Source organism: Streptomyces sp. WAC 01529, from assembly GCF_003945545.1.
Classification (GTDB): domain Bacteria; phylum Actinomycetota; class Actinomycetes; order Streptomycetales; family Streptomycetaceae; genus Streptomyces; species Streptomyces anatolicus.
In genome coordinates, this window is sequence record NZ_CP029617.1 from 6,368,725 (window position 1) to 6,382,780 (window position 14,056).

12 protein-coding genes and 1 riboswitch are annotated in these 14,056 nt (G+C 73.9%); of the genes, 6 read left to right on the plus strand and 6 right to left on the minus strand.

Translation table 11 applies throughout. The features are described from left to right. The first annotated feature begins 117 nt into the window (after positions 1-117). Positions 118-321, plus strand: coding sequence for a hypothetical protein (locus tag DMA15_RS28470; protein ID WP_125515587.1), 204 nt, complete (start codon positions 118-120; stop codon positions 319-321). Here DMA15_RS28470 and DMA15_RS28475 read toward each other — a convergent pair. Together DMA15_RS28475 and cobN are read right to left on the minus strand one after the other, a co-directional pair. Beyond that, entirely contained in the window at positions 290-904 is a 615-nt protein-coding gene (locus tag DMA15_RS28475) for a histidine phosphatase family protein (protein ID WP_125515588.1), read from the minus strand. The genes DMA15_RS28470 and DMA15_RS28475 overlap by 32 nt on opposite strands. Further along, on the minus strand, positions 811-4,425 hold the full coding sequence (cobN, locus tag DMA15_RS28480; RefSeq protein ID WP_125515589.1) for a cobaltochelatase subunit CobN: 3,615 nt from the start codon (positions 4,423-4,425) through the stop codon (positions 811-813). Before cobN ends, DMA15_RS28475 begins: the two co-directional genes overlap by 94 nt. Before the next feature lie 33 nt (positions 4,426-4,458). Beyond that, positions 4,459-4,597: riboswitch (cobalamin riboswitch) on the minus strand. A 117-nt stretch (positions 4,598-4,714) separates the two neighbouring features. Between cobN and DMA15_RS28485 the strand changes: the two genes are divergently transcribed. Genes DMA15_RS28485 through DMA15_RS28495 form a run of 3 tightly spaced genes read left to right on the plus strand, consistent with a single transcriptional unit; the run spans position 4,715 to position 8,288 of the window. After that, the gene (locus DMA15_RS28485; protein ID WP_240659971.1) at positions 4,715-6,124 is read left to right on the plus strand and encodes a cobalamin biosynthesis protein CobG; all 1,410 of its coding nucleotides are present in this window, start codon (positions 4,715-4,717) and stop codon (positions 6,122-6,124) included. Continuing rightward, a complete protein-coding gene (locus DMA15_RS28490) occupies positions 6,121-6,762 on the plus strand; it encodes a precorrin-8X methylmutase (protein ID WP_125515591.1) in 642 nt (213 codons plus the stop codon). The genes DMA15_RS28485 and DMA15_RS28490 overlap by 4 nt, the downstream gene beginning before the upstream one ends. After that, positions 6,759-8,288: a precorrin-2 C(20)-methyltransferase gene (locus DMA15_RS28495; RefSeq protein WP_125515592.1), complete on the plus strand. Its 1,530-nt coding sequence runs from the start codon at positions 6,759-6,761 to the stop codon at positions 8,286-8,288. Before DMA15_RS28490 ends, DMA15_RS28495 begins: the two co-directional genes overlap by 4 nt. Before the next feature lie 271 nt (positions 8,289-8,559). Here the strand turns inward: DMA15_RS28495 and DMA15_RS28500 are convergent, their stop codons facing one another. Then, positions 8,560-9,309, minus strand: coding sequence for a cobalt-precorrin-6A reductase (locus DMA15_RS28500; protein WP_125515593.1), 750 nt, complete (start codon positions 9,307-9,309; stop codon positions 8,560-8,562). A 17-nt stretch (positions 9,310-9,326) separates the two neighbouring features. Here DMA15_RS28500 and DMA15_RS28505 point away from each other — a divergent pair, with 17 nt between their 5' ends. Next, entirely contained in the window at positions 9,327-10,484 is a 1,158-nt protein-coding gene (locus DMA15_RS28505; RefSeq protein ID WP_125515594.1) for a cobalt-precorrin-5B (C(1))-methyltransferase, read from the plus strand. Positions 10,485-10,505: 21 nt separating this feature from the next. On the opposite strand, the gene cobM is transcribed toward DMA15_RS28505, so the two are convergent. Next, a complete protein-coding gene (gene cobM / locus DMA15_RS28510; protein WP_125515595.1) occupies positions 10,506-11,255 on the minus strand; it encodes a precorrin-4 C(11)-methyltransferase in 750 nt (249 codons plus the stop codon). After that, the gene (gene cbiE / locus DMA15_RS28515) at positions 11,252-12,511 is read right to left on the minus strand and encodes a precorrin-6y C5,15-methyltransferase (decarboxylating) subunit CbiE (RefSeq protein ID WP_125515596.1); all 1,260 of its coding nucleotides are present in this window, start codon (positions 12,509-12,511) and stop codon (positions 11,252-11,254) included. Before cbiE ends, cobM begins: the two co-directional genes overlap by 4 nt. A gap of 265 nt (positions 12,512-12,776) precedes the next feature. Between cbiE and DMA15_RS28520 the strand changes: the two genes are divergently transcribed. Then, a complete protein-coding gene (locus DMA15_RS28520) occupies positions 12,777-13,169 on the plus strand; it encodes a cell division protein SepF (RefSeq protein ID WP_125515597.1) in 393 nt (130 codons plus the stop codon). Here the strand turns inward: DMA15_RS28520 and DMA15_RS28525 are convergent. Then, positions 13,166-14,056 (minus strand): isocitrate lyase/PEP mutase family protein, encoded by an 891-nt coding sequence (locus tag DMA15_RS28525; protein ID WP_125515598.1) that lies wholly within the window; start codon positions 14,054-14,056, stop codon positions 13,166-13,168. The genes DMA15_RS28520 and DMA15_RS28525 overlap by 4 nt on opposite strands.

Genomic DNA, 14,056 nt, shown 5'->3' on the forward strand with positions numbered 1-14,056 from the left:
CGCCTGCCGCGGCCCGCTCACCGGGTGTAACCCCGCCGTGCCCGAGAAGTCACCGAAGATCATACGAACGGGTCGTAGGACGCCCCGTCACCCCTTTGGACCAGGAAGGCAGTTTGTATGCAGCGAAACCGTCGTGTCGTCAGCGCCACCCTGCTGGGCCTCCTCGCCTTAGCTCTCGCCGTGGGGACCACCCCGGCCTCGGCGGCGGAGCGGAAGCCGCCGAGCCCCATCCCGGTGCCCGCCATCGATACGCTGATCAGCGAAGGGATCACGGTCGAGGGCCCCCTCATCAACGGGGTGGTCTTTCCTCACCTGCTGTGACGTCGGGTGAGTAACCGGGCGGGAAACCGGTCCAGCGCAATTGCACGGGCAGGTGCCGCATGTCGTTGTAAAAGACCAGCGAGGCGGGCCGCCCCGGCGCGTAACGGATGACGGTCAGCGCGGCGTTGCCGTGGTCGAGCCCGAGCCGCCACCAGGGGGGAGCGTCGAGGGCGTCCCGGACGAGCCAGCCGATCAGGAAGTTGTGCGTGACGACCAGCTCATGGCGCGGTTCGTCCCCGGGCACCGGCCCGGTGAACCGCGCCAGGGCCTCGCGGGCCAGCGCGGTCCCGCCCTCGCGTTCTCCCGCGGGGAACCGCGCCAGGCGCGCAAGCGTGGCATCGGCGCTGTCCGCGGGCAGTTCCTCCCTGAGCGGCATGTAGGGGATGTAATCCCCCGCGGCCTCCGACCGGCGCACCGGCACGCCGTCCAGCCGCTCCCCGACCAGCCGGGCGGTCTGCGCGGCCCGGGGGAGCGGCGCCGCGCCGCCGGTCACGCCTGGGTGCCCTCGTCCTCCAAGCTGCCCTCGGTCTCCAGATAGGCCTGCCGCAGCGCTTCGAGCACCGCCGGGTCCGGCTTGGCCCACATGCCGCGGGACTCCGCCTCCAGGAGGCGTTCCGCGATGCCGTGCAGCGCCCAGGGGTTGGCCTCCTGGAGGAACTGACGGTTCGTCGGGTCCAGTACGTACGTCTCCGTGAGTTTGTCGTACATCCAGTCGGCGACGACGCCCGTCGTGGCGTCGTACCCGAACAAGTAGTCCACGGTCGCGGCGAGTTCGAAGGCGCCCTTGTAGCCGTGGCGGCGCATCGCCTCGATCCACTTGGGGTTGACCACCCGCGCGCGGAAGACCCGGGAGGTCTCCTCGACCAGCGTGCGCGTGCGGACCGTCTCGGGGCGCGTCGAGTCCCCGATGTAGGCCTCCGGCGCAGTGCCCCGCAGCGCGCGCACGGTCGCGACCATGCCGCCGTGGTACTGGAAGTAGTCGTCGGAGTCCGCGATGTCGTGCTCGCGGGTGTCGGTGTTCTTCGCCGCCACCGCGATGCGCTTGTACGCCGTCTCCATCTCGGCACGGGCCGGACGGCCTTCGAGCCCGCGGCCGTACGCGTAACCGCCCCACACCGTGTAGACCTCGGCGAGGTCGGCGTCGGTACGCCAGTCGCGGGAGTCGATGAGCTGGAGCAGACCCGCGCCGTACGTCCCCGGGCGGGAGCCGAAGATGCGGGTGGTGGCCCGGCGCTCGTCGCCGTGCTCGGCCAGGTCGGCCTGGGCGTGGGCGCGTACGTAGTTCTGGTCGGCGGGCTCGTCGAGCGAGGCGGCGAGGCGCACCGCGTCGTCGAGCAGGCCGATCGTGTGCGGGAACGCGTCGCGGAAGAAGCCCGAGATGCGCAGCGTCACATCGATGCGCGGGCGGCCCAACTCCTCGTAGGGGATGGCCTCCAGGCCCGTGACGCGACGCGACGCGTCGTCCCAGACGGGGCGGATGCCGAGCAGCGCCATGGCCTCGGCGACGTCGTCGCCCGCCGTGCGCATCGCGCTCGTGCCCCACAGCGACAGGCCCACGGAGGTGGGGTAGTCGCCGTTGTCGTTCTTGTACCGCTCGATGAGCGAGTCGGCGAGGGCCTCGCCGGTCTCCCACGCGAGGCGGGAGGGGACGGCCTTGGGGTCGACCGAGTAGAAGTTGCGGCCGGTCGGCAGGACGTTGACGAGACCGCGCAGCGGGGAGCCGGAGGGGCCCGCCGGAACGAAGCGGCCTTCCAGCGCCCGTACGGCGTTGTCCAGTTCGGCCGTGGTGCCCTCCAGGCGCGGCACCACCTCGCGGGCCGCGAACTCCAGGATGGCGGCGACCTGTTCGCCCTGGTCACGGGGGACGGCGGCGAGATCCCAGTCGGCGTCGTCCATCGCCTGGACCAGCGCGCGCGCCTTCTCCTCGGCCTCGTCGGCGCTCACGCGCGTCGCCGCGGACTCATCGAGGCCAAGGGCCTCGCGCAGACCGGGCAGGGCGGAGGTGCCGCCCCAGATCTGGCGGGCGCGCAGGATCGCGAGGACGAGGTTGACGCGGTCGCCGCCCGCCGGGGCGGTGCCGAGCACATGCAGACCGTCGCGGATCTGCATGTCCTTGATCTCGCAGAGCCAGCCGTCGACGTGCAGCAGGAAGTCGTCGAAGCCGTCGTCGTCCGGACGGTCCTCCAGGCCCAGGTCGTGGTCGAGCTTCGCGGCCTGGATGAGCGTCCAGATCTGCGCGCGGATCGCGGGCAGCTTCGCCGGGTCCATCGAGCTGATCTGCGCGTACTCGTCGAGGAGCTGCTCCAGGCGCGCGATGTCGCCGTAGGAGTCGGCGCGGGCCATCGGCGGCACGAGGTGGTCGATGAGCGTGGCGTGCACGCGGCGCTTGGCCTGGGTGCCCTCGCCCGGGTCGTTGACCAGGAACGGGTAGATGAGCGGGAGGTCGCCGAGCGCGGCGTCCGGGCCGCAGGCCGCCGAGAGGCCCGCGTTCTTGCCGGGCAGCCACTCCAGGTTGCCGTGCTTGCCGAGGTGGACCATCGCGTCCGCGCCGAAACCGCCCTCGTCCGTGGAGGACGCGATCCAGCGGTACGCCGCCAAGTAGTGGTGCGAGGGCGGCAGATCGGGGTCGTGGTAGATCGCGATGGGGTTCTCGCCGAAGCCGCGCGGCGGCTGGATGAGGATGAGCAGGTTGCCGCGGCGCAGGGCGGCCAGCACGATGTCGCCCTCCGGGTCGCCGCCGTTGCCCACCCGCGAGCGGTCCAGGAACATCTCGCCGGGCGGCGGCCCCCAGTGCCGCTCCACCGCATCCCGCAGCTCCTGGGGCAGCGTCGCGTACCACCGCTTGTAGGCGGCGGCCGGGATGCGGACGGGGTTGGCGGCCAGCTGCTCCTCGGTGAGCCACTCCTGGTCGTGGCCGCCCGCGTCGATCAGCGCGCGGATCAGCTCGTCGCCGTCACCGGAGACGAGGCCCGGGATCTCCTCGGAGGGGCCGAAGTCGTAGCCCTCGCCGATGAGCCTGCGAAGGAGCGCCACGGCGGACGCGGGGGTGTCGAGGCCGACCGCGTTGCCGATCCGCGAGTGCTTGGTCGGGTACGCGGAGAGCACCAGCGCGAGGCGCTTGTCGGCGGCCGGGATGTGCTTCAGACGCGCGTGGCGTACGGCGATACCGGCGACCCGGGCCGCGCGCTCGGCGTCGGCGACGTACGCCGGGAGCCCGTCCTCATCGATCTCCTTGAAGGAGAACGGCACGGTGATGAGCCGCCCGTCGAACTCGGGCACCGCGATCTGGCTCGCGGCGTCCAGCGGCGAGACGCCCTCGTCGTTCTCCTCCCAGGCCGAGCGCGACCCGGTCAGGCAGAGCGCCTGGAGGATCGGCACGTCGAGACCGGTCAGCGCGCCCGCGTCCCACGACTCGTCGTCACCGCCCGCGGAGGCCTCGGCGGGCTTGGTGCCGCCCGCGGCGAGGACGGTGGTCACGATGGCGTCGGCGGGGCGCAGCGCGTCGATCAACTCGGGCTCGGGGGCGCGCAGCGAGGCCACGTACAGCGGCATCGGGCGGGCGCCCGCGTCCTCGATGGCGCGGCACAGGTCGTCGATGAACGCGGTGTTGCCGCTCATGTGGTGGGCGCGGTAGTAGAGCACCGCGACCGTGGGGCCCTCGATGTCGCGCGCGGTGCGCTCCAGCGGACCCCAGGACGGGGCGGGCGCCGGCGGGTCGAAGCCGTGGCCGGTGAGCAGCACGGTGTCGGAGAGGAAGCGGGCGAGCTGCTCCAGGTTGGCGGGGCCGCCGTGCGCGAGGTAGGCGTGCGCCTCGGCGGCGATGCCGACGGGCACGGTCGAGGAGGCCATGAGCTGGGCGTCGGGCGCCTGTTCACCGGTGAGCACGACCACCGGCAGACCGCTGGCGGTGAGCTGGTCGAGGCCGTCCTGCCAGGCGCGTACGCCACCGAGGAGGCGTACGACGACGAGGTCGGCGCCCTCCAGCAGGGAGGGCAGCTCGGCGAGGTCCAGACGGGACGGGTTGGCGAACCGGTAGTCGACCGGACCCCCCGCCGCGCGGGCGCTGAGCAGGTCGGTGTCGGAGGTCGACAGCAGCAGAAGCATGCGTGCGCAGGCCTTCCTCGGGGTGTCCGCGCCCCGGGTGGTCGTATGGACGGCAGGAGTTCCTGGCTCGCCCCACCTCGGTGGGGTTCACAGTGGCGGGACCGCGCCGGATTCGCACCGGGCTTCCTCCCTCGGGTCCTGGTGGACCCACGCCGTCGCTGGCGTCGGCGAACCTGGCGGCCCGCCGCCTGCATAGTAAGTCCTGCCCACCGGTCGCGCGGCGGCCACCTGCCAGGACGGCTCGTCTCGGGAGGCGACCGCCCGGATCCGCGTGGGTATGCTCGCCGCCATGCCGCCCAGCCGAGCAACTTCCACACAACAGGGCGAATCCCCCATACGTGACCGGATACGCGACCGGGGTGACGCCTGCCCCGGCGCCCTCCGCCTGCACCGCGCCGACGACGGCGCGCTGGCCCGACTCCGCCTGCCCGCAGGCCTCTTGACGTCCCGTCAGGTGATCGTCCTGGCCGACGCGGCGGAGCGTCTCGCGGACGGCAACCTCAGCGTCACCTCGCGCGGCAACGTCGAGCTGCGCGGCCTCGGCGAGAACTGCGGCGCGGAACTCTCCGGGCTGCTCGCGGAGGCGGGCCTGCTGCCCTCCGCACGCCACGAGCGGGTCCGGAACATCGTGGCGTCCCCCCTGGCCGGCCTCGACGGAACCGGCCACGCGGACGTGCAGTTGTGGGCCCGTGAGCTGGACGGACTCCTGTGCGCGGAGGACTGGACGACGGCACTTTCCGGCCGCTTCCTCTTCGCCCTGGACGACGGCCGCGGGGATGTGGCCGGGCTCGGCGGCGATGTGACCTTGATCGCAGAATCGGGGGAGACGCCGGAGGCCGACGGGGCGCCTGGGACGGGCGAGGTGGTCGGCTCGGGCGGTACGGCGGTCGTACGTATCGGGAGCCGTGCCTTCCGGGTGGCCGGTCGCGACGCCCCGCGCGCCGCCCTCGCCGCGGCCGGGGCTTTCCTCGCGGCCGCGCGTGAGGCGGGCAACGGGGCGTGGCGCGTACGGGAGCTGCCTGATGGGCAGAGCGTGGATCTGGCGGGGGCGTTCGCGAAGGCGGACGTGCCGGCTGCGCCTGCCTCGGCGGACGCGCTGCTTGCCGCGAGGGATGCCCCGTCGGCCCCGTCGGCCCCCTCGGCCCCGCCCGCCCCGGGCGTGATCGGCCGGGCGGTCGTGGTTTGTGCCCCCCTCGGGCGCGTGACCGCCGCCCAGTTGCGGGCCCTGCTCCCCGCCCCCGCCGACGAACTCCGGGTCACCCCGTGGCGCGGCTTCGTGATCCCGGGCTTCCGGGACGGCGCGGCGGCACGCGAGCGGCTGGGCGCGCTGGCCGACGCCGGATTCCTCACCGACCCCCGCTCACCCTGGCTCGGCGTCGGCGCCTGCACCGGGCGCCCCGGCTGCGCCAAGTCCCTCGCCGATGTCCGCGCGGACGCCGTCCCCGGCGCCGGGGGCCTGCCCGTCCACTGGTCCGGCTGCGAGCGCCGCTGCGGACACCCGCACGGCGACTGGGTCGACGTCACGGCCACCGCGGACGGCCGGTACGAGGTGACCGTGCACACCGGCGGCACGGCGGCGCCCGTCAGCGGCCGGACGCTGACCGAGGCGGTCACCACGGCACGTACGACATCCGCCCCCACCGCATCCATCACACCCACCGCACCCCAGACATCCACCACACCAACGGCCACGAGATGAGCGAGAGCACAGTGTTCGACTACGAGAAGGACGGCGCGGCGATCTATCGCGAGTCCTTTGCCACCATCCGCGCGGAGGCGGACCTCTCCGGTCTGCCCGCCGACGTCGGCCAGGTCGCGGTACGGATGATCCACGCCTGCGGGATGGTCGACCTCGTCCGCGATCTCGCCTTCAGCCCGCGCGTGGTGGCCGACGCCCGCAAGGCGCTGCGCGACGGCGCGCCGATCCTGTGCGACGCGAACATGGTCGCAAGCGGCGTCACCCGCAAGCGGCTCCCCGCCGACAACGACGTGATCTGCACCCTCGCCGACCCGTCCGTCCCGGACCTCGCCGCGCAGCTCGGCACGACCCGCAGCGCCGCCGCCATGGAGCTGTGGCGCGACCGCCTCGAAGGCTCCGTCGTCGCCATCGGCAACGCCCCCACCGCGCTCTTCCACCTCCTGGAGATGATCGAGGCGGGCGCCCCGCGCCCCGCCGCGGTCCTCGGCATCCCCGTCGGCTTCGTCGGCGCCGCCGAGTCCAAGGACGCGCTCACCGCGCACCACCTCGGCCTGGAGTACCTGGTCGTACGCGGCCGCCGTGGCGGCAGCGCCATGGCCGCCGCCGCGATCAACGCGATTGCGAGCGAGGCGGAGTGAACACCGAGACCACCACCGCCGGGAAGCTGTACGGGGTCGGCCTCGGCCCCGGCGACCCCTCCCTGATGACCGTGCGGGCCGTCGAGGTCATCGCCGCCGCCGACGTGGTCGCGTACCACTCGGCGCGGCACGGCCGCTCCATCGCCCGCTCGATCGCCGCGAAGCACCTGCGCGCCGACCACATCGAGGAAGCGCTGGTCTACCCCGTCACCACGGAGACCACCGACCACCCCGGCGGCTACCGCGGCGCCCTCGACGACTTCTACGAGCAGGCCGCGGCCCGCCTCGCCGCGCACCTCGACGCCGGGCGCGTGGTCGCCGTTCTCGCCGAGGGCGACCCGCTCTTCTACGGCTCCTACCAGCACATGCACAAGCGGCTCGCCCACCGCTACGAGACCGAGGTCATCCCCGGGGTGACCTCGGTGAGCGCCGCCGCCGCCCGCCTCGGCGAACCCCTCGTGGAGGCCGAGGAGGTCCTGACCATCCTGCCGGGCACCCTCCCCGAGGAGGAGCTGGCCGCGCGCCTCGCGGCGACGGACTCCGCGGTCGTGATGAAGCTCGGCCGTACGTTCGGCAAGGTGCGCGGCGCCCTGGAGCGTGCGGGGCGCCTGGACGAGGCACGGTATGTGGAGCGCGCCACCATGGACGGCGAGCGCACCGGCCGACTGGCCGACGTGGACCCGGAGTCGGTGCCGTACTTCTCGGTGGCGGTACTCCCGAGCCGGGTGGCGCCGCTGACCGGCGGCCCCGCGCCCGAGCCCGCCCCGGCCGCCCGTGGCGAGGTCGTCGTGGTCGGCACCGGCCCCGCCGGGCCCCTCTGGCTGACCCCCGAGACGCGCGGCGCGCTCGCCGCCGCCGACGACCTGGTCGGCTACACCACGTACGTCGACCGCGTACCGCACCGCCCCGGTCAGCGGCGGCACGGCTCCGACAACCGCGTGGAGTCCGAGCGCGCCGAGTTCGCCCTGGAGCTCGCCCGGCGCGGGCGGCGCGTGGCGGTCGTCTCGGGCGGCGACCCCGGCGTCTTCGCGATGGCCACGGCGGTCCTGGAGGCGGCCGCGCAGGACGCGTACGCGGATGTCCCGGTCCGGGTGCTCCCGGGGGTGACCGCGGCCAACGCGGCCGCCGCCCGCGCGGGCGCCCCCCTCGGCCACGACTACGCCACCATCTCCCTCTCCGACCGGCTCAAGCCGTGGGAGGTCATCGCGGAGCGACTGGCGGCGGCGGCCTCGGCGGACCTCGTCCTCGCCCTCTACAACCCCGGCTCGCGCAGCCGCACCTGGCAGGTGGGCAAGGCGCGGGAACTCCTCCTGGAGCACCGGGCGCCGGATACGCCGGTCGTCCTCGGGCGGGATGTCGGAGGCCCGGAGGAGTCCGTACGGGTGGTGCGCCTCGGCGACCTCGATCCGGCCGAGGTCGACATGCGGACGCTGCTGATCGTCGGCTCCTCACAGACCCGGTGGACCCGGCGCGGCGCGGGCGACGAGATCGTCTGGACGCCGCGGAGGTATCCGGAGGGCGGCTGAGTGTTCCCTGCGGGTGGGTGGGGGCCGGTCGCGCAGTTCCCCGCGCCCCTTCGGGGGCGCGCCCCCGGGTCGTCACTCACCCGCGGGTGGGTGGGGGCTTGGCGCGCCGTTCCCCGCGCCCCTGACGGGGCGCCCCCCCGGGTCGTGATTCACCTGCGGGTGGGTGGGGGCTTGGCGCGCCGTTCCTCGCGCCCCTTCAGGGGCGCCTCGGCTTCGGGGCGCCCCGTAGGGGCGCGGGGAACTGCGCGGCCAGCCCCCACCCACCCGCAGGTCAGCGAGGCCCCTGGAGGCGGACCCAGGCCACCGCCTCCTGAGGCGAGGCGACGGCGGCCGAGGCCGGCACGGCAGGGCGCCGGACCACCACCACCGGCACCCCCGCCTCGCGCGCAGCGACCAGCTTCGGCGAGGTCGCCGCACCCCCACTGTCCTTCGTCACCACGACATCGACCCGGTGCCGCCGCAACAGCTCCCGTTCGCCCTCCAGCGAGAAGGGCCCCCGATCCAGGAGGACCTCCATACGGGCGGGGAACGGCGGCTCCGGCGCGTCGACGGAGCGTACGAGGAACCAGAGACCGTCCAGCTCCGGATCCCCGGTGAAGGCGGCCAAACCCATCCGCCCGGTGGTGAGGAAGACCCGCTCACCGAGGGCCGGAAGCACCCGCGCCGCCTGCTCCAGGGAGTCGACCGGATGCCAGTCGTCACCCTCACCGGCGACCCAGCCGGGCCTGCGCAGGGCGAGCAGGGGAACATGGGCGAGCGCGGCGGCCGACGCCGCGTTGAACGAGATCGTCCCGGCGAAAGGATGGGTGGCGTCGATGAGCGCGTCCACGCGGTGCTCCCGCAGCCACGCCGCCATCCCCTCGGCCCCGCCGAACCCGCCGACGCGGACCTCGCCGGGCGGCAGCCGGGGCGCCGCGACCCGCCCCGCGAGGGAGCTGGTCACCCGCAGCCCGGCCTCGTCCGTCAGCAGTTCCGCCAGGCGACGGGCCTCGGTCGTTCCCCCCAGAATGAGTACGTGCACGGAGTTCGGTTTCCTTCATGAGTGAGCCAAGTAGGCCAAGTGAGCCCAGTGGGCCGAGCGAGGCGAAGGGCGGGCGCAGCGCCCAACTCAAGCACACCGGTCTGCGGTCGGGCTGGACGACCGGCGCCTGCGCGACGGCGGCCACGACGGCCGCGTACACCGCGCTGCTGACCGGCGACTTCCCCGACCCGGTGACCATCACGCTGCCCAAGGGCCAGACGCCCGCCTTCGCGCTCGCCGCCGAGGAGCGCACGGACGCGTACGCCATGGCGGGCATCGTCAAGGACGCGGGCGACGACCCGGACGTCACGCACGGCGCGCTGGTGCGCTCCACGGTGCGCAGGCTGCCGCCCGGCGCGGGTGTCGTCTTCAAGGCGGGCCCGGGCGTGGGCACGGTCACCCGCCCCGGCCTGCCGCTCGACGTGGGCGAGCCCGCGATCAACCCCGTGCCCCGCCAGATGATGCGCGACCACGTGGCACGGGTGGCCGAGCACGCCGGGACCACGCCGGACGTGGAGATCACCCTCTCCGTCGACCACGGCGAGGAGATCGCCCGCTCCACCTGGAACCCCCGCCTCGGCATCCTCGGCGGCCTCTCGGTCCTCGGCACCACCGGCATCGTCGTGCCCTACTCCTGCTCGGCGTGGATCGACTCGATCCGGCGGGGCGTGGACGTGGCACGCGCGGCCGGACGCACGCACGTCGCGGGCTGCACCGGCTCGACGTCGGAGAAGACGGTCGTCGCGGAGTACGGCCTCCCGGAGGACGCCCTCCTCGACATGGGCGACTTCGCGGGCGCGGTCCTGAAGTACGTACGCCGCCACCCCGTCGACCGCCTCACCATCTGCGGCGGCTTCGCGAAGCTCTCGAAGCTGGCGGCGGGCCACCTGGACCTCCACTCGGCCCGCTCCCAGGTCGACAAGGGCTTCCTCGCGGAACTGGCCCGCGCGGGCGGCGCCTCCGACGCGCTGGCGAGCGAGGTGGCGGGCGCCAACACGGGCCTGGAGGCCCTGCGGCTGTGCGAGGCGGCGGGAGTCCCGCTGGGCGACCTGGTGGCGACCACGGCGAGAGACGAGGCGCTGGCCGTACTGCGGGGCGCCCCGGTGGCGGTGGACGTCATCTGCATCGACAGGGCGGGCACGGTGGTGGGCCGGAGCGTGACGAGCCCGTACTGAGGCGGCTCGCGGCCCACGCGGTCAGCACACGTGCCGGTCCCGCTCCGCCGAGTAGAGGTGGCTGTCCCGGAACTGCGAGGCACCGAGCGTGCGGCCCACCATGATCACAGCGGTCCGTACGATCCCCGCCTCCTTCACCTGCCCCGCGATCTCCGCCAGCGTGCCCCGGAGGATCACCTCCTCGGGCCGACTGGCGAGGGCCACCACGGCGGTGGGGCAGTCCGCGCCGTAGAAGGGGAGCAGCTCCTCGACCACCCGGTCGACGTACCCCGCGGCGAGGTGCAGCACGAGCAGCGCCCCACTCCGCCCCAGCGTGGCCAGATCCTCGCCGGGAGGCATCGCCGTGGCCCGCTGAGCGATCCGCGTGAGGATGACCGTCTGGCCGACCGTCGGCACGGTCAGCTCCCGCTTCAGCGCGGCGGCGGCCGCCGCGAACGCCGGTACGCCCGGCACCACTTCGTACGGGACACCCGCCGCGTCCAGCCGCCGCATCTGCTCGGCGACCGCGCTGAAGACGGAAGGGTCGCCCGAGTGCAGCCGCGCCACGTCGAGCCCCGCCTCGTGGGCGCGGACCAACTCACCCGTGATCTCATCGAGGTTGAGCTGCGCGGTGTCCACAAGCCGCGCACCCTCGGGGCACTCGGCGAGCAGCTCGCGCGGCACCAGGCTGCCCGCGTACAGGCAGACCTGGCAGGCGGCGAGCGTCCGCGCACCGCGCACCGTGATCAGGTCGGCCGCGCCGGGCCCGGCACCGATGAAGTACACCGTCATCGTTCTTGATCTCCTTGCTCCGCACGCTTGGTGACGGACCATTGGGTGACCGGCATGGCCTGCCGCCACCCGGTGAAGCCGCCGACGGGGACCGCCTGGGACACCGCAAGGCGTACCAACTCGCCGCCGTGGCGCCGGTACCAGTCGGTGAGCAGTGCCTCGGACTCCAGCGTGACGGTGTTCGCGACGAGCCGCCCGCCGGCCGGCAGGGCCTGCCAGCAGGCGTCGAGCAGACCGGGGGCGGTGAGGCCGCCGCCGATGAACACGGCGTCCGGCGCGGGGAGTCCGGCGAGAGCGCCGGGCGCCGCGCCGGTGACGACCCGCAGGCCGGGCACGCCGAGCCGGTCGGCGTTGCGGGTGATCCGCTCGGCCCGCACCGCGTTCTTCTCGACGGTGACCGCGCGGCAGGAGGGGTGCGTCCGCATCCACTCCACCGCGATCGACCCCGATCCACCGCCCACGTCCCACAGCAGCTCGCCGGGCGCGGGCGCCAGCGCCGCGAGCGTGGCCGCGCGGACGTAACGCTTGGTGAGCTGGCCGTCGCTCTCGTACGCCGCGTCGGGCAGCCCGGGCACGGCGCCGAGGCGCAGGGCGTCGGGGGAGCGGCGGCACTCGACGGCGACGACGTTCAGCGCGGCGCCGGGCGCGTGCGACCAGGCCTCGGCGACACCTTCGTACGCGGACTCCTTCCCGGAACCCAGCTCTTCGAGCACGCGCAGCTTGCTCGGGCCGAAGCCGCGCTCGCGCAGGAGGGCGGCGACCTCGGCGGGGGTGCCGGCGTTCGCGCTGAGCACGAGGAGGCGGCGGCCCTCGTGCAGCGCGGCGGCGAGGCGCGCGGCCGGGCGGCCGACCAGCGTGACGACCTCGGTCTCCTCGACGGGCCAGCCGAGGCGCGCGCACGCGAGGGAGACCGAGGACGGGTGCGGCAGGACGCGCAGGGCCGCGGCGCCGACCTCCTCGCTCAGGGCGCGCCCGATGCCGTAGAACATGGGGTCGCCGCTGGCGAGGACGGCGATCCGGCGCCCCGCGTGGGCGGCGAGCAGGCCGGGCACGGCGGGCCGCAGCGGCGAGGGCCAGGCGACGCGCTCGCCCGGGCAGTCGGGGGAGGGCAGCAGATTCAGCTGGCGGGCGCCGCCGATCAGCACCTCGGCGTCGCGGAGCGCCGCGCGCGAGGCGGCGGGGAGGCCGTCCCAGCCGTCGGCCCCGATCCCGACGACGGTGACGGCCGGTATGCCTGGGGGTGATGCGGGCGTCACTGCTGGTACCTGACCTAGGGGCTCGGGAAGGGCTGCGCAGCCGCACTCTACTGGTGACCGGGCGGCCTCCCCTTATCGCGTACGGCTTGCAATAAGGGGTACGGGGAGTCGTACGGGTGCCGGGAGCGGCGCGATGATCACCGCGTACCCTTTACCACGACCGGCTCGCGGGGGGCCGTCCGTGTCGCTGTTGGGCTGAACGGGTGACTTGGCGTAAGAATTGGCCGGTGCAGACATCGAGTGCGAGCCAGGACGGGGTGGGTCAGTGAGTAGCAGTCAGCGCCACGACGTCACCGACGAACAGTGGGAAGGGCTCGCCCAGGTCGTACCGCTGCGCAGCCGCAACGAATGGCCTTCCTGGCCCGGGCACCGCGCGCTGCCCGACGCGGAGACCGAGACGCGCAGGCGTTTTGTGGTGATGCGGGTGAACGTCTTCTCGGACGCCCGCGAGGTCGCCGAGACCGTCATGTCGCAGATCCCGGTCCTGCTCGACCTGACGGGCGCCGAGACCGAAGTGGCCAAGCGGGTCCTCGACTTCAGCAGCGGTGTGGTGCTGGGCCTCGGCTGCGGCATGCACCGCGTCGACAAGAACGTCTTCCTCCTCGCGCCGCCCGGCACGGAGGTCCAGGGGCTGGTGGAGGCGGTCGGGCACCCCTAGCGGCCTACCGTGGCCCGGCCCGGCTCCTCGGCGTGGCCGCCGGGTCCGCGGTGGTGGCGGGCGATGTTCCGTTCCAGGAGCCGGGTCGAGGCGGCGACGCCGATGCCGCGGGCGGGGTCGACGGACGGCAGCCTGCCGTCGGAGCGCTTCAGCTCGGTGAGCGCGGTCTCCATCGCCTCGTGCGCGGCGAAGAGGCAGGGCGTGCTGTAGATGGCGATGTCCACGCCGAGTTCGGTGAGTTCTGCGAGCGAGAGCCGCGGGGACTTGCCGCCGGCGATCTGGTTGAACAGCAGCGGCTTGCCGCCGGACACCTCGCGGATCCGGTGGATCCACTCCACGCTGCGCACGCCGTCCACCAGGATCACGTCCGCGTCGGTGGCGGCCAGGCACCTGGCGCGCTCGAGGATGTCCGCCTCCTCGGTGGCGTCCGTGCGGGCCACCACGACCATGTCCCTTCGGGTCCGCAGCACCATCTCCAGCTTGGCCAGGTACTCGTCGAGGGGCAGCACCTGCTTGCCGTCCGCGTGCCCGCACCGGCGGGGCCGCTTCTGGTCCTCCAGGATCACTCCGGAAGCGCCGATGCGCTCCAGGCTCTCCACCACGTGACAGGCCACTTCCGGGTCGGCGTACCCGTCGTCGATGTCCACGAGCAGGTGGTGGCGGGGGAAGGCCCCACGCAGCCGCTGCACGAACGCCAGCATGTCCGGCCACGCGATGAAGCCGATGTCGGGCAGCCCGTAGTACGAGGCGGCGAAGCCGAAGCCGGAGACGAACATCCCGTCGTAGTGGCCGGCGGCGACGGACGCCGAGTACATGTCGTACACGCCGATCAGGGGAGTCGTGCCCGGCGCGGCGATTTCCCTGCGCAACGCGGTTCCGTGATCCAA

Coding starts and splice junctions, on each gene's coding strand:
- DMA15_RS28490 (WP_125515591.1), top strand. CDS start 6,121: ATGAGCGAGAGCACAGTGTTCGACTACGAGAAGGACGGCGCGGCGATC.
- cobM (WP_125515595.1), bottom strand. CDS start 11,255: ATGACGGTGTACTTCATCGGTGCCGGGCCCGGCGCGGCCGACCTGATC.
- cobN (WP_125515589.1), bottom strand. CDS start 4,425: ATGCTTCTGCTGCTGTCGACCTCCGACACCGACCTGCTCAGCGCCCGC.
- DMA15_RS28485 (WP_240659971.1), top strand. CDS start 4,715: ATGCCGCCCAGCCGAGCAACTTCCACACAACAGGGCGAATCCCCCATA.
- DMA15_RS28505 (WP_125515594.1), top strand. CDS start 9,327: ATGAGTGAGCCAAGTAGGCCAAGTGAGCCCAGTGGGCCGAGCGAGGCG.
- DMA15_RS28470 (WP_125515587.1), top strand. CDS start 118: ATGCAGCGAAACCGTCGTGTCGTCAGCGCCACCCTGCTGGGCCTCCTC.